At 37.9% G+C, this 15176-nt stretch carries 11 protein-coding genes; 9 read left to right on the plus strand and 2 right to left on the minus strand.

The annotated features are described in order from the left end of the window. The 8 genes from HMPREF3031_RS10815 to HMPREF3031_RS10850 form a co-directional block, all read left to right on the plus strand. A partial coding sequence (locus HMPREF3031_RS10815) for a G5 domain-containing protein (RefSeq protein WP_180364345.1) occupies positions 1–3233 on the plus strand: 3233 nt, incomplete at its 5' end. A 429-nt stretch (positions 3234–3662) separates the two neighbouring features. Further along, positions 3663–4868, plus strand: a complete 1206-nt coding sequence (locus HMPREF3031_RS10820) for a DegT/DnrJ/EryC1/StrS family aminotransferase (RefSeq protein ID WP_002480007.1) — start codon at positions 3663–3665, stop codon at positions 4866–4868. Beyond that, entirely contained in the window at positions 4865–5974 is a 1110-nt protein-coding gene (locus HMPREF3031_RS10825; protein ID WP_002480006.1) for an ATP-grasp domain-containing protein, read from the plus strand. The genes HMPREF3031_RS10820 and HMPREF3031_RS10825 overlap by 4 nt, the downstream gene beginning before the upstream one ends. Then, entirely contained in the window at positions 5975–6880 is a 906-nt protein-coding gene (locus HMPREF3031_RS10830; RefSeq protein ID WP_002480005.1) for an NAD-dependent epimerase/dehydratase family protein, read from the plus strand. It abuts the gene before it with no gap. Further along, entirely contained in the window at positions 6858–7448 is a 591-nt protein-coding gene (locus tag HMPREF3031_RS10835; protein WP_002480004.1) for a sugar transferase, read from the plus strand. The genes HMPREF3031_RS10830 and HMPREF3031_RS10835 overlap by 23 nt, the downstream gene beginning before the upstream one ends. 16 nt (positions 7449–7464) lie before the next feature. Further along, positions 7465–8721, plus strand: a complete 1257-nt coding sequence (locus HMPREF3031_RS10840) for a glycosyltransferase (RefSeq protein WP_002480003.1) — start codon at positions 7465–7467, stop codon at positions 8719–8721. A gap of 105 nt (positions 8722–8826) precedes the next feature. Beyond that, the gene (locus HMPREF3031_RS10845) at positions 8827–10284 is read left to right on the plus strand and encodes an O-antigen polysaccharide polymerase Wzy family protein (protein ID WP_002480002.1); all 1458 of its coding nucleotides are present in this window, start codon (positions 8827–8829) and stop codon (positions 10282–10284) included. 2 nt (positions 10285–10286) lie between these two features. Continuing rightward, entirely contained in the window at positions 10287–11816 is a 1530-nt protein-coding gene (locus HMPREF3031_RS10850) for an oligosaccharide flippase family protein (RefSeq protein ID WP_002480001.1), read from the plus strand. A 49-nt stretch (positions 11817–11865) separates the two neighbouring features. On the opposite strand, the gene HMPREF3031_RS10855 is transcribed toward HMPREF3031_RS10850, so the two are convergent. Further along, positions 11866–12630 (minus strand): hypothetical protein, encoded by a 765-nt coding sequence (locus HMPREF3031_RS10855; RefSeq protein WP_070724929.1) that lies wholly within the window; start codon positions 12628–12630, stop codon positions 11866–11868. A gap of 230 nt (positions 12631–12860) precedes the next feature. Here HMPREF3031_RS10855 and HMPREF3031_RS10860 point away from each other — a divergent pair, with 230 nt between their 5' ends. Next, entirely contained in the window at positions 12861–14387 is a 1527-nt protein-coding gene (locus HMPREF3031_RS10860) for a DUF6056 family protein (RefSeq protein ID WP_002479999.1), read from the plus strand. Positions 14388–14462: 75 nt separating this feature from the next. On the opposite strand, the gene HMPREF3031_RS10865 is transcribed toward HMPREF3031_RS10860, so the two are convergent. After that, positions 14463–15035 (minus strand): TetR/AcrR family transcriptional regulator, encoded by a 573-nt coding sequence (locus HMPREF3031_RS10865; protein ID WP_002479998.1) that lies wholly within the window; start codon positions 15033–15035, stop codon positions 14463–14465. Positions 15036–15176 lie beyond the last annotated feature (141 nt).

The following is a 15176-nucleotide window of genomic DNA, read 5'->3' on the forward strand; positions in this document are numbered from 1 at the left end:
AAGTGATTGGTGTAGACAATGTGGATACGACAACGCAAACGATTCCGTATGAAACAATCATCCGTTACAATCCAGACTTACCTGTCGGTACAACAGATTATGTTGCGCAAGAAGGTCAAAATGGAGTCACTACAACGACAACAACGTATGAGGTGGACAGTCAAACAGGCGCGTTGACGAATCCTCAGACTGAAACACAAACAACAAATCCAGTGCAACGTATTGTGGAATATGGACCAGTAGAAGGCGGTGTGGTCTACCAACCAGATTCAAGTGTGCCATATGGCGAAACAGTAACTGTTCCAGGTACACCAGGTGACCCGAATGATCCAAATAATCCACCGACAGAGACGGTCGTTAAAGTTGGTAATATGACAACAGATACAACACCAGTTGCGTATGACACGCAATATGTACCGACAACTCAACCGGTGGGCTACGAAAATATTACGACACCAGGTCAAGACGGAGTAGTAACGACAACAACGATTTATCAAGTGGACAAGACAACAGGTACATTGATTAATCCAGAAGTAACATCAATCAAGACACCACCTGTCACACAAATTGTGGAAAAAGGTACAACACAAACATCAACGAACGATGTACCATACGAAACTGTGTATATCGAGAATCCTAACTTGCCTCAAGGCACACAAAACGAGTTACAGGCAGGTGTTACAGGTCAAACGACAACGATTGTGACGTATACGTTGAACCCACAAACAGGTGCGTTAGAAAATCCGACAGAAGTGACAACTACTGATATTGCGAAACAAGACAGAATCATTGAAGTCGGTAGCGGTACAACAACATCTACGACAACACCGATTGCGCCGCAAACTTCATATGAAGCGAACCCAGATGTATCACAACCAATTGGTACTCAAACAGTGATTACAGAAGGGCAACCAGGTGAATCTACAACAACGAAAGAACCGGGTCAAGAAGCGGTAACAGAAGTGACAACACCAGCAGTGAATGAGGTTATCGGTGTCAACAACGTAGAACAAACAACAGAAACGATTCCGTATGACACGATTGTCAGATATAATCCGAATCTGCCAGTCGGCACAACGGACCATGTCGCACAAGAAGGTCAAAACGGTGTTACTACGAAGACAACAACGTATGAAGTAGATGCGACAACGGGTGCGTTGATTAACCCGATAACGAATACTGAGACAACCAACCCAGTGCAACGTATTGTGGAATATGGACCAGCTGCAGGCCAAGTGGTTTTCCAACCAGACCCGAACTTACCAGCAGGTGAAACAAGAACAGTGGAAGGTCAACCAGGAGATCCGAATGACCCAGATAATCCACCGACAAACACAGTCGTTTATGTAGGTAATGTCGTAACTGATTCAACATCAGTACCATACGATACGCAGTATATCAGTACAGATGAGCCTATCGGTTATGAAAGTGTCGTAACACCAGGTCAAGACGGTACGACAACTACAACGACAACGTATGAAGTGGATCCGACGACAGGTGCATTGGTGAATCCAGCAACATCAACTGAAACAACATCACCAACACCGCAAATTGTCGCAAAAGGTACAACTCAAACAACAACGAATGACGTACCATTCGAAACAATTTACCAAGAAAATCCTAACTTACCGCAAGGTACTCAAAATGAAGTACAAGCAGGTATCACAGGTCAAACTGAAACAACAACGACGTACACAGTTAATCAAGAAACTGGTGCACTTGAAAATCCATCAACTGTCACAACAACTGTGACACCGGCACAAAATAGAGTGATTGAAATCGGAGTCGGCACAACCGCAACGACAACAACAGAAATACCGCCGTCAACTTCATATGAAGCGAATCCGGATCCATCACAACCAATCGGTACACAGACAGTGACAACAGAAGGACAACCAGGTATTGAAACAACAACGAAAGTACCAGGGCAACCTGCGACATCAGAAATTACAACACCACCAGTCAATGAAGTGGTAGGTGTGAACAACGTTGAACAAACAACAACACCTATACCATTTGAAACAATTATCAGATACAATCCTGATTTACCAGTCGGTACAGTTAATCATGTGGCACAAGAAGGTCAAAACGGCGTAACTACAACGACGACAACGTACGAAGTAGACAAAACAACAGGCGCTTTATTGAATCCGACAACAACAGAATCTGTCACAACACCGCCAGTTGACCGTGTGATTGAATATGGACCTGTCGCACCATCTACAACGTACCGTCCAAATCCAGACTTGCCAGTTGGCGAGACACAAGTGATAGAAGAAGGTACGCCAGGAGATCCGAATGACCCGAATAATCTGCCGAAAGACAGAGTGATCAGTGTCGGCACAAAAGTGGTCACAACGACAGATATCCCATATGACACAATCTACCAAGATAACCCGAACTTACCAGCAGGTACAGAATATGAAGTACAGCCAGGTAAAACAGGTCAAACACAAACAACAACAGTTTACGGCGTAGATCCGAAAATAGGTGAACTCATCAATCCAGATACAACAACAATTACACTGGTTGAAAAGGTAGACAGAATTGTTGAAAGAGGAACTGGCACAGTACCAGTTGACCCAGAAGATCCGGGTACAACACCAGAAGAACCAGAACAACCTGAAGATCCGGGCACAACACCAGAGGAACCAGAACAACCTGAAGATCCGGGCACAACACCAGAAGATCCAGGTACAACACCGGAAGAGCCACAAGAGCCGGAAAATCCTGAGAAACCAACACCAGAAGTTCCAGAAACGCCAGGCACACCAGAACAGCCTGAAAATCCAACGCAACCAGAAAAACCAGAAGAGCCTGAAACAGAAGTGCCAAATGAACCAAGCGAACCAAATCAACCAGAACAACCAATAACACCAAGTACACCTGAGACACCAACACAACCAGAAAAACCATCACAACCGACATCACCAGAAGTTACTGTGCCATCTGAAGATAAAGATGGAGTAACGCCACCACATGTACCATCTGAACCTGAAACTAATGATGGTACAACAGTAACGACTGAAGGTGAACAAGATGTACCAGCTCAGTCAGAAGCTGAAGGTAAACAACCAACAAAAGCAGATAAGCAACAAACTGCTAAAGATAAAGACTTGCCTGATACAGGTCAAGATGATGTGAAGAAAACATTATTCGGCACATTGTTCGCTGGTTTAGGTGCTTGGTTACTCTTTGGTAAACGTCGTAAGAAAGATAATGAAGAGAAATAAGTATTAAATTTAAAAACTGAATAAGTAAGATGAGACGTCCTTTGAAAGTTCGAGGGGCGTCTTTTTTATGGTTTTTTATTTCTGAAATGGTAAAGGTGAGATTGTGTTAATTGTATGTAAAGAATGTTAAGTGAGTGTTGATTTTATAATTAGTTTATTAATGGTATGTAATTCTAAAATTAGGATTGTTAAATAATAATTTTAATTACGAATATTGATTGAATACTTTTTACTTAGTGGATTATACTGTTACTAAATTGGAACATAATATCTAATTAGAATATTTGCGATGTGTGATGAAATGGCAGAAATCTTTTCGGATGGAAGCGATAAACAAAAAAACATTTGGATATTTGGCAGATATTCTAAAGTATTATTTCTTGGCATCATAGTGAGAGATAATCGTTAAAGATAAAGGAGAAGATAGCTATGCAAATACCATTTAGTCCGCCTAAAATTTCTGAAGAGGCCATCGAAAGTGTTGTGGAAACTTTAAGATGCGGTTGGATTACGACAGGGCCTAAAACGAAAGCATTTGAGGAAGCGTTAACTGACTATATGGGGACAGAAGGCACAGTCGCAATGAACTCAGCAACGGCTGCTTTAGAAATGACATTACGTTTATTAGGTATCGGCGAAGGGGACGAAGTCATCACTTCTGCTTATACATACACCGCTTCAGCCTCAGTCATCGCCCATGTCGGCGCTAAAATTGTATTAGTAGACACGCAAAAAGATTCCTTAGAAATGGATTACACACAACTCGAAGATAAAATCACAGAAAACACAAAAGCCATTATTCCTGTGGATATTGCAGGTCAATTATGCGATTACGATCGATTATTTGAAATTGCACGTCGTAAACAAGCACTTTTCCACACGGAAAATCCTGTGCACGCTTTATTAAATCGTATAGCGATTATTAATGATGGTGCCCATTCATTCGGCGCGACCAAAGGGGAAAACAAAAGCGGCAGCTTCGCAGACTTTACCACATTCTCTTTCCATGCGGTAAAAAATCTGACGACTGCTGAAGGTGGGGCAGTTACATGGACGAAAGATTACGAAGCACATGGTTTTGATTTACAGAAACTATACAAAACTTCTATTCTGCACGGTCAAAGTAAAGATGCCTTATCTAAAATGCAGAAAGGGAACTGGGAATATGACATCTCAGAGTTAGGTTACAAATTCAATATGACAGATATCAATGCGGCCATTGGTTTGGATCAACTCAATCATTATGATGAAAACTTAGCACGCCGTAAAGAAGTGGTACGTTTATATGATGAAAATTTAAACTCAGATGTTATCAAGACGCTAAAACACTTTGATAATGATAAAGAATCCAGCTGTCACTTATATATCACGTGGATTAAAGGGGCAACAGAAGAACAACGTAATGCGATTATTGAACATTTGGCGGATGAAGGTATTGCGACAAATGTGCATTATAAACCGTTACCGATGTTTTCAGCGTACCAAGAATACGGCTTTGACATTAAAGATTTCCCGAATGCGTATGCGCATTATGTGAACGAATTGACATTACCGCTCTATCCGCAATTAACAGATGAACAAGTAGAATACATTATTAAACAAGTGAATGAAGCAGTCGGCGGGGTGCTGGTATGAAGAAGGTCTTAATTCTAGGTGTGGCACCTGTACAAGCTGAAGCTATAGAGAAATTAAAAGAGATGGGTTACGAAACACATGCGTTGGCCATGAAAAAAGATGGTCCTGGTGCTGACAGTGCAGATTATTTTGAAGAGATTAATATTATAGATGAAGCGGCAGTCACCGCTTATATCAAACAACATCATATTGATGCTGTTTATTCAGTAGGCTCAGATTTGGCTATGCCAGTTGCGAATAAAATCTCAGAAGTCTTAGATTTACCACACTTTGTCAGTTATGACACAGCATATGCATGTAATCACAAAGATGTAATGCGTGCACAAACCAAAGGGATTACAGGTTCTGTCCCTTTTGAAATCACAAAAGATGTGAACCATCAAACAGAAATTGACTACCCAGTCTTTGTGAAACCGACAGATGGTCAAGGACAACGTGGCATTACTTTAGTGACACAAGCTGCTGATTTACCAGAAGCGATTGCTTATGCGGTGGATCAGTCTAGAGAAGGCGCAGCAATTATTGAACGCTATATCGATGGTTATGAAATTTCAGTGAATGGCTATGTTGTAGATGGCGAACTGCAATTTACCTTGGTATCGATGCGCGAAACATGGCCTGAACACCCAGGTTTAATCCATAAACATATTATCGACCCTGATTATGATTATCCTATGGCTTCTATTGAAGCAGCGATTGCAGCACACTTAGAGACCCTGAAAATTCAAAACGGTCCTGTGTATGCGCAAGTAAAAGTAATGAATCACGAAGCATTTATTATTGAAATTACGCCACGCTTTGATGGTTGTCATATGCATAAATTGATTCAATATTATAATCATGATGACTTATTAGAGAAAACGTTCAAGCATCTTCTAGAAGAACAAGCCCCTACATTTACGGAAGCGACAACGACACAACCAGTAGTCTTAGAATTTATGTGTGAGACACCGAAACAATCGATTGATTATTATCAATTCAAAGTACCAGATCATACTTTAGAAAGCTATCGTTATTACCAACAAGGAGAATTCATCAGACCTGTTAACGGTGTGTATGACAAAGTGGGCTTTTATATTTATCCGCTGATGAAGGAGGAAGATTAAATGGCCTTTAGAATTACAGGCGGCACAGGATTGCTTGGTCGCTATCTGACTGCTTTATTAGAAGATAAAGCTATTGATTATACAGTTTTATCACGTCGTCAAAATACAGAAGATGCGCATCAAGTCCAAACCGATTACAGCGAGGCTTCTTTGGAGATGATATTTCAAGAAGATGATGTCATTGTTCATCTGGCAGGTAATAGAGGACCAAAGAAAGACATCAGCAGTTATACAGAAGAAGTACAGATGGCACAACATGTGTTTGAAGCGGCGCTTGAACAAAAATGTAAAAAAGTAATCGTGGCTTCTTCTATTTCTGTATATGATGATACTTCTACATTGCCTTGGCAGGAAGAAGACGCAGTGAGTGATGTGCCGAAGTCTTTATATGGTTTGAATAAACGTTATATTGAACAGCTGGCTGCGTATTATCGTAAGCATTATCAGTTGGATATAGTGTGTTTACGTTTCTCTCATTTATTTGGCGCACATGAGAAAAATAACTATATGATTAATTATTTTATGCGCTTAGCTTTGTTAGGGAAGCCCTTAACAGTAATGGGTGAGAGTGATGTATCACGTGAATTTTTATATGCGAAAGATGCGGCAAATGCGATTTGGCAAGCGTCACAGCATCCAAACACTTCCTTAATTCAAAACATTAAAGGCAGTGAAACGTTAACGAACCTAGAAGTGGCGCAACATATCAATCAAGTGTTCGGCAATCCGACTGACATTCAACGTCAAGATGAAGATGTGCCGGATTATTTTGAACCTTCTTATATGGATGGTGCACGAGCACAACAAGAAATTGATTTTGTCCCACAATATCAGTTTATAGATGCATTACAAGAAATTTATAGAGAAATGGAGGGGCTGCGTGATGAGTTACCGGAAAAATATTAAGCGTTTGTTAGATGTGTTGTTATTTGTAGCGTTGTTGCCGGTGTTATTAATTGTAGCTTTGCCTGTTAGTATAATGATTAAGAGAGAAGATAAAGGCAGTATCTTATATAATGGACAACGTTTAGGTGTCGGTATGTTGCCTTTTGAAATGCATAAGTTTCGTACAATGAAAGAAAACGCACAAGACATTCGTAATGCGGATGGCAGTACGTTCAATAGTGATCAAGACCCGCGTGTGACAAATATCGGTCGTGTGTTACGTCAAACAAGTATTGATGAATTACCGCAATTGCTGAACGTATTAAAAGGTGACATGAGCTTTGTTGGACCGCGTCCGAGTCCGCTTGGCAATACACATCGTTATCCTGATTACTATAAAACAAAGTTTCATGTGAAACCTGGTATTACGGGTTTAACACAAGCTTTGTTGCGAAATAGTGCTTCGATGGAAGAACGTATGCGTTTAGATGCTTTCTATGCGGCGAATGTCAGCTTTAAAATGGATGCATTTGTGATTTATAAAACGATTTCAACGGTGTTATTACGAAAAAATATTAATCAGAAGTAAGAGAGGAATAGCACTTATGAAGAAAGAACTGATTTTGTTGACGAATTACTTTCCTTACTATAAAGGAGAGGAATATTTAGAAGAAGAAATCAAATATTTGGCAGAAGCCTTTGATCATATTGTGATTGTTCCGACGATGGTCAGCCAGAAGATGAAAGTGACAAGAGAAGTACCGGATGTTGCGACAGTCATCGACTTGCCTTTCCCGCAAGGACTAAAAGATAAGGCCATCAACTTCTTAAAGACAGGGCCAAATATTTTATTGAGTCAACCGCGTTTACGCAGTATCGGTGAAAATGCAGGTTCCTTAAATCCTTATAAGTGGATGTACAACTTGTATTTTGAATCGAGAACAGATGCGATTTATCAAGACTTAGTACGCTCACATTTATTACCGGAAAATGATGGCTATACGCAGCTTTATATTTACAGCTATTGGTTTTATATCACTGCGAACCTCGGCAGAAAACTAAAATATGATTATTATGGTGATGATTCTATCCCATTTATTTCTAGAGGACATGGTTATGATGTCAATGATTATATTAAACCGTTTAGCTTCTTGCCGATGCGTCAAACGATGTTGAAACATGTGGATGCGTTATATCCAGTATCTGATACGAGCTCGAACTATTTAAGTAACAAGTTCCCGAAATATGCGAATAAAATTGAAACCAGACGTCTCGGTGTAGGTGAAGGCAATTATCAAGTTTCATTACGTCAGCCGCCTTTATTTGTCAGCTGTTCAACGATTCGTAAATTAAAGCGTTTAGATGTCATTATTGATGCGTTAGCACAATTGAATGAACAAGGTTATGATTTCAAATGGGTACATATCGGTGATGGTCCAGATGCGCAAAAAATTGAAGCATTGGCAAAAGAGAAATTAAAGCCGTCTCAATATGAATTGATTGGACGTTTGCCGAACAAAGACGTCAGAAAATGGTATCATGAGCATAACCCGACGTTATTTTTAAACACTTCTGAATCAGAGGGTGTACCAGTCTCTGTCATGGAAGCGATGGCGAATGCGATTCCTGTTGTAGCTTCAGATGTCGGAGGTACAGCTGAAATTGTACAAACAGATGTAAATGGTACTTTAATCAGTGACGCACTTAAGCCAGAAGAGGCAGCACGTGCGATTGAATATTTCATAAATCTTTCAGATGAAGCTTATCAAGGCTATGCGAAAGGTGCTTACCAAACTTGGCAGACGCTCTGTGATTCTGAAAGTCTTTATACTGAATTTGCGCATGAACTTGCACAACCTTAAGCGTTCAACTCAGTATATTGCTAGACACCTATGACACAACCAGACGAAAGCGTGTAATACGCAAGAAACGACAAATAAGTAACGAATGAGTAAGTAGGTGGAAGTTTGACCAAGTTATTAAGATGGTGTGTGCTGATGATTGCGGTGATATTGCTTACTATCGGCATTATCTTTTCGAATATTACCTTGTTATTTAGTGCACTCTTATTATTTTTCCTGAACAATCTGATATATGGACTAGAAGCGTTCAACCAGCGGGTCATCTTCTTTATGTTCAATGTGACTTTCTTTGTCTTTTTAATGGGCAGAATGGTTGTCAGCAAACTGTTCCATTATCATGAAAAGGATTTTAAACTGCTGGGAACGTATTTTACAGATCAAGCCACAATATTTAATATTTTAATCTTATTAAGTTTAAGTTTGTTTTGTCTCTTTTTAGGATTTGCGATGTTAGATCGCACGGTTCAACAAGGATTTAAACAGTTTCAGCCTATTGAGACGACATATAAACAAAATATCCGAATCATCAGTTTAGGTGTCTTTACGATTGCGATTATTTTTAAGCTGATGTATTTGGCAGAAGCGGTTCAAGCTTCACAATCACAAGGGTATTATGCCTATTTTTCTAGTTTTAAATCGAATTTACCAGGTGTGTTTGTGTTGATTAGTCGAATGTTCCCAGTCGCATTCTTTGTATATCTCGCAACATTGCCTGCACAAAAGAAAGCATGGCTGCCGATACTTGCTTATTTATTTGTAGATGGGCTTTCTGTATTAACCGGATCTCGTTCTGACTTTATGTTAGATGTGCTCATCTTGTTTATTTATTTCTGTTATCGCAATATTTTAGCGAAGCAGACAGGTACGCAAGCATGGTTCGGTAAAAAGACAATTATTGCGGGCATTATTTCAGCACCGATTTTATTAGCGTTGATGAATTTTGTCGGTAATAACCGAGGCGGAGAAAAGACTGACGGTGGTTTCTTTGATGCATTGTTATCATTTTTCTTCTCACAAGGTATCAGTGTCAATGTCATTGGTTATACCATCGAGAAGGCGAAAGAAATCCCGGATAAAATCTATTCTATTGGACCGTTAACAGAGTATGCCGTTTACAATATTTGGGGCAATTTAACTGGAGGGCAAGGCGGATGGTCTGGCCAATCGGTTGAACGTGCTTTAGAAGGTTATCAATACTCGCATACAATGTCTTATGTCATTATGAAAGACTTATATCTTAAAGGTGTGGGTTATGGTTCAAGTTTCGTTGCTGAAACTTATCATGATTTCGGTTATGTCGGCATGATGTTCGGCAGTATTGTCATTGGTTTACTAATTGCGTTATTTACGAGAATGTTGACCGCAAAACATATTTTAGTGATTGCGGCAGCTTTAATCATGGCACGAATGATGTTGTTTATTCCACGTGCTAGTACAATCGCGTTTATTATTGATACTTTTTCACCAGCGAATATTTTCACAGTGCTTGTGATTTTCGGATTAGAACGTGTGATGCGTTCTTACTTTGAACGCAAGCGCAACCAACATAAACAGGAGTTATGAGTATGAATCAAAGAAGAGCTGGCGCCATCTTATCCTACATATCCATATTTGGTAATATTCTAGTGGCGATTTTATATACACCGTTCTTCATCAGAACGCTCGGCACTTCTGAATATGGGTTGTATAATTTGGTTTTATCCTTTTTAGTTTATTTGAACATTATGGATTTAGCGTTCGGTAACACGATCGCCAAATATTTATCACAAAACAGAGTCAAAGGTTCAAAGGCACAAGAGGCACGTATCTTAGGTAATATCTTAAATATTTACTTTTTGTGTTCCTTATTAGTCGGTCTGATGGGCTTGGTTTTGTATTTGAATGCTGAAGCGGTATTCGGCAATGCATTAGCACCTCAACAATTATCAGAACTGAAATTGATGTTGATTTTTATCATTATCAATATCATGATTTCATTTTATCCAGGTATTTTTAACGGTATTTTACAAGCGTATGAATACTTTGTGATTGCGAAGAGTATGTTGCTGATCCGAGTGATTATGCCTTCTATCATTGCGACACCGTTCTTATTGATGGGATTTGGCGCAGTTACGATTATATTGATTACGTTAATTGTCAATTTTGCGTGTCTGTTCTTAGGCATGATTTTATGTCGACGTCATGTATCGATACGCTTTGATTGGAAAGGTGCATTATCGTTTAATCATTTAAAACAACAGAAACAATTGAACGTGTATTTAGGTTTAGTTTTGTTTTCTATTGCTATTGAACAATTGACGTTAAATTCTGGTCAAATGATTTTAGGTGCGATTAACGGAACGGTTGCGGTTGCGATTTATGTCATCGCTGTACAGTTCGTAAAAATCTTCCAACAGTTTGCGACTTCTATTAATAATGTGACCTTCCCAGGATTCTCAATGTTAGTGGTAGAAGGTGCAAGTAATGAACGTTTACTTCAACAGATGGTACGCATCAGTCGTATTCAATTGATTGTATTATCGTTTATCTTATCCGGTTTTGTGATTTTCGGTGAGAACTTTATTGTGATTTGGGCAGGACAAGATTTCAGACCTGCGTACCTTATGACAGTAATTTTAATGTTTACGATTACTTTCCAACTATCACAGTTGCCGGCAGTCAGCATTATTCAAGCACATAATCGCCAAACGTTTCGTTTTATGGCTTTAGCAATTACCTTAGTATTAGCCATGATCAGTGCGGTCATTTTAGCGCCGAAGTATAGTGGTTACGGTGTTTCACTTTCTATCGCAGCGTTCAGCTTTATCGGCTATACACTGATTATGAATGTATATTATCACCGTAAAATCGGTTTGAATATGTATCGTTTCTGGTTTGAGATGAGTAAAATATGGTTACCGATGATAATCACTACAGTCGTTTACTATTTTATTTATCAATGGATTGCGCAACTCTTAGGTAAAGGGTTAGTCGTGCTAGGTATAAATATTATCGTTTATGTTATTTTGTATTCTGTCGTGTTGTGGACAGTCATTATGAACCAAAGCGAGCGACAAATGGGTATGCAAGTAATACAGCGCTTTAAACGTGCGTAAATATAACTGTGAAAATGTTAAAAAGAATAAATACAAACAAAGACGCTATTCAGTCAGAAAAACCTGAACAGCGTCTTTGTTTGTATTTATTCTTTTTAAGTAAAGTGAGACATACATCTATTAAATGCAGGTGATACACACTATAAATCAGGCCAGAAATAAAGACAGCCAATGTTACAGCGAAGAGTGCAGTTTGAATCCATGAGCGCTTCATAATCGTAATAGCTTTAGTTTTAGCATTCCAAATAAAGTTGAAGCGATTGAAATAAATCATGAACAGCACAATTAAGGTATAAAAGATAGATGATATCAATACCATTTGAATTAAGCCGGGTAATATCATGCGATCGGATAATTGTATAAGACTTTGAATTTTAGAGATAAAATCTTGTGGTTTCGTTTCTCCGAATAAATCGAACCACCAATCTGTAAATTTGATTAAGAAACTGCCGAGAAACATAAGTAATAATAATGTACATGCATTCAAAGTAGTCAGCCAAGCACGACGACCTGGCACAGCAGTGAATGTTAAACGGTGCATTAAAATAGCGTGAACTACTAATAAAGCGATACCTATACCAGAGGCAAGCACACCATATTCTATTGCGAAAAATGTGTGGTACATATTCGTCTTTAAGGCATTAGGTTTTCCTAGAAATAGTAACAATAAGCCAATGATGAAGCCATTGATAAAGAGTGTATAAAAAACAAACGTACTCAAACAAACTAAAATACGTCGATTACGACGAATCAATATTAAATCTAATAGGGTAAATAACAGTCCAATTGTTAGATACAAGATGATTTGAGTCATGATGATAAGTGTTCTCCTTCTTAAAGGTGATAAATCACGTTGTGTTAATAATTAATAATTTTACTATTGAAGTCATAAATTGTCAGTAAAAAAATGAAGTGAGTGAAAATATTATTAAATGACGTATGTTTGACGAGGTATAAAATGGTATGTTTTCTAATTATAGATTATGATGACAATCATATAATTAAAGTGTATTATATGCTTAACACAACAAGGAGAACAACATCATGAGGATTATTAAGGAACACCCATATTGTTTTGTATATGGATTATTAGTGCTTTTTTATTTTGTATTTGCGGCGATTGTTCCGCTTGCGCAAGATGACTGGGGCTGGTATATACATGGCTACAACCAATGGTTCAATGAACATTTTAAAAATTTAAACGGTCGATATTTCGGTAATATTTTAGAAATTTTAGCAGTGAGAAGCCTATTATTACGCATGGTAGTGTATGCACTAGTTTCATTCTCCATACTTTGGATAGTATTGAAATTCGCAGATAAAACTAAAAGTACAGCTTATATATTAATCGCGTTTATAATGTTACTGCTAATGCCCGCTTCAATCTTCAAACAAACTTATGCGTGGTATGCAGGATTTAATAACTATGTCACAAGTGCCTTATGTGCATTAGTAGTTTTATTATTTGTTTTAAAAACACTGCATAATCAAGAAAGAAAAACACAATGGTCACAACGTATTGAATTAGTATGTTTCTATATCGCATGTATTGCCGGACAGTTATTTATGGAGAACGTCACACTTTATAATATTGCGATTACCGGTTTAGGGTTACTTGTATATTTAGTAATTTATCACAAAATTAATTTGAAATTATTGATAGGATTCTGTTTAACATGGATAGGTGCGATTATTATGTTTACAAATCCAAACTACTTGAATATTTTAGCGGGTAATAGTTCATATCAACAAGTCGGTTCTAATACCTCGATGTATGATAAAGTCATTCAAACGTTATTAAAAATCATTCCGTATTATGGCTACTTCCAATGCGCCATATTTTTAAGTGTTTTAGCTGTGGTTTTACTCATTGTTTTATATCGCAGTCCGAAATTTTTAAGTTTGTCACTAGTGTATAAAGTGATAATAACAGCAGCTTTAGCATTCTTTACTGTTTATAAATACTTTATCTATGAACCTTTTGATTTAGATGCGATGAAACACATTCCATGGATTGCTGGTCTGAATTTCTTAGCGTGTTTGATCTATTTCTGTGCAGTCGCAGTAGGTCTCTATTTTATTGGTTTATCTAAGAAGTCATTATTGACGACATACTTTAATTTAGCTTCGATTGTGATTGCGACCATGCCTTTATTAGTCGTTGCGCCTGTCGGACCAAGAAATTTCTACTTTATGTATGTGTTATGGTTGGTTATTTTATTAATTGTACTTAAACAGTTGCCTTTACCTGAAAGACGTACGAGTCTCATTGCGGGTAGTATCGCACTAGTCGCAGTAATCGTGTTTATGAGTGCTTTTTCATTTATGAGTTATGCGAATACACAACGGATTGCGAAAATAAAAGAAGAAGCAGCACATGCATCTAAAGATGACGTTATTATTGTAGAAATGTTGCCATTTGATGTGTATACCCAACATTCCTCACCATGGTCGGTAAGAACACAGAGAGTATTTAAACAATATTTTGGTATACCTCAAGAAGCACGATTAAAATTCGTACCTTATGGTCAAAAATATTTACAACCGAAAGTACAGAAGAAAAATAAATAAAATCACAAAAAAATCAGAACAACTTCCAATTGTGAAGCTGTTCTGATTTTTTTAGTTTTAAAGTATTTTCCATCGCTATTCTGACTTAACTTTAATGTTGAGTAATTGATTGAACATCTTGTCCAGCGAATCAGGATTATCAATCGCATTTGAATAGTCGGCACAAAGTTTATGTTCATCGTAAGTCCAATCACCGATAGCGGTAATTGCTGATTCAAAGACACGAGCAACTACTTTGATCGGAGGGTTGCCAGGGACTTCGATAATATCTGCATTGTCTATGATGTCTTGACGTATTTTTTGGATGAAGATTGCGGTCACAGTTTCCATAAATTGTTGATCATGACGTTGTTTGATATCAATTTTTTCAATAGGTTTATCAAAGAAAGAGCTTAAAGCTTTAAAAGGTGCTTCAATACGCTCTCGAATATCCTTTTCGAAATAATCTTTAGTCAAATTCGTAATTAAGTAAGATAACAAGTCATATTTATCGTAAAAGTGTTTATAGAATGTCGTACGGTGAACCAATGCTTTATCACATATCATATTGACTGTAATGGCAGAGAACAATTTTTCGCTTAATAAGTTGAACAAGGATTCGGATAAAGCACGTTTTGTTTTAATCACACGTAAATCATTGGGATTCATGTTTGGCACATCTCCTTTTGTTAAATATATATGATAACAACTCGATTTCAGTATAGAACTATCAGTATAAATAAACTACTATGTAGATTAAACTATACTGTATGTTTGGTGGAGAGGCAAATATTTTAACTTGAGTATGAA

Source organism: Staphylococcus sp. HMSC072B07, from assembly GCF_001815505.1.
GTDB lineage: Bacteria > Bacillota > Bacilli > Staphylococcales > Staphylococcaceae > Staphylococcus > Staphylococcus simulans.

Coding starts and splice junctions, on each gene's coding strand:
- HMPREF3031_RS10820 (WP_002480007.1), top strand. CDS start 3,663: ATGCAAATACCATTTAGTCCGCCTAAAATTTCTGAAGAGGCCATCGAA.
- HMPREF3031_RS10825 (WP_002480006.1), top strand. CDS start 4,865: ATGAAGAAGGTCTTAATTCTAGGTGTGGCACCTGTACAAGCTGAAGCT.
- HMPREF3031_RS10830 (WP_002480005.1), top strand. CDS start 5,975: ATGGCCTTTAGAATTACAGGCGGCACAGGATTGCTTGGTCGCTATCTG.
- HMPREF3031_RS10835 (WP_002480004.1), top strand. CDS start 6,858: ATGAGTTACCGGAAAAATATTAAGCGTTTGTTAGATGTGTTGTTATTT.
- HMPREF3031_RS10840 (WP_002480003.1), top strand. CDS start 7,465: ATGAAGAAAGAACTGATTTTGTTGACGAATTACTTTCCTTACTATAAA.
- HMPREF3031_RS10850 (WP_002480001.1), top strand. CDS start 10,287: ATGAATCAAAGAAGAGCTGGCGCCATCTTATCCTACATATCCATATTT.
- HMPREF3031_RS10855 (WP_070724929.1), bottom strand. CDS start 12,630: ATGACTCAAATCATCTTGTATCTAACAATTGGACTGTTATTTACCCTA.
- HMPREF3031_RS10860 (WP_002479999.1), top strand. CDS start 12,861: ATGAGGATTATTAAGGAACACCCATATTGTTTTGTATATGGATTATTA.
- HMPREF3031_RS10865 (WP_002479998.1), bottom strand. CDS start 15,035: ATGAATCCCAATGATTTACGTGTGATTAAAACAAAACGTGCTTTATCC.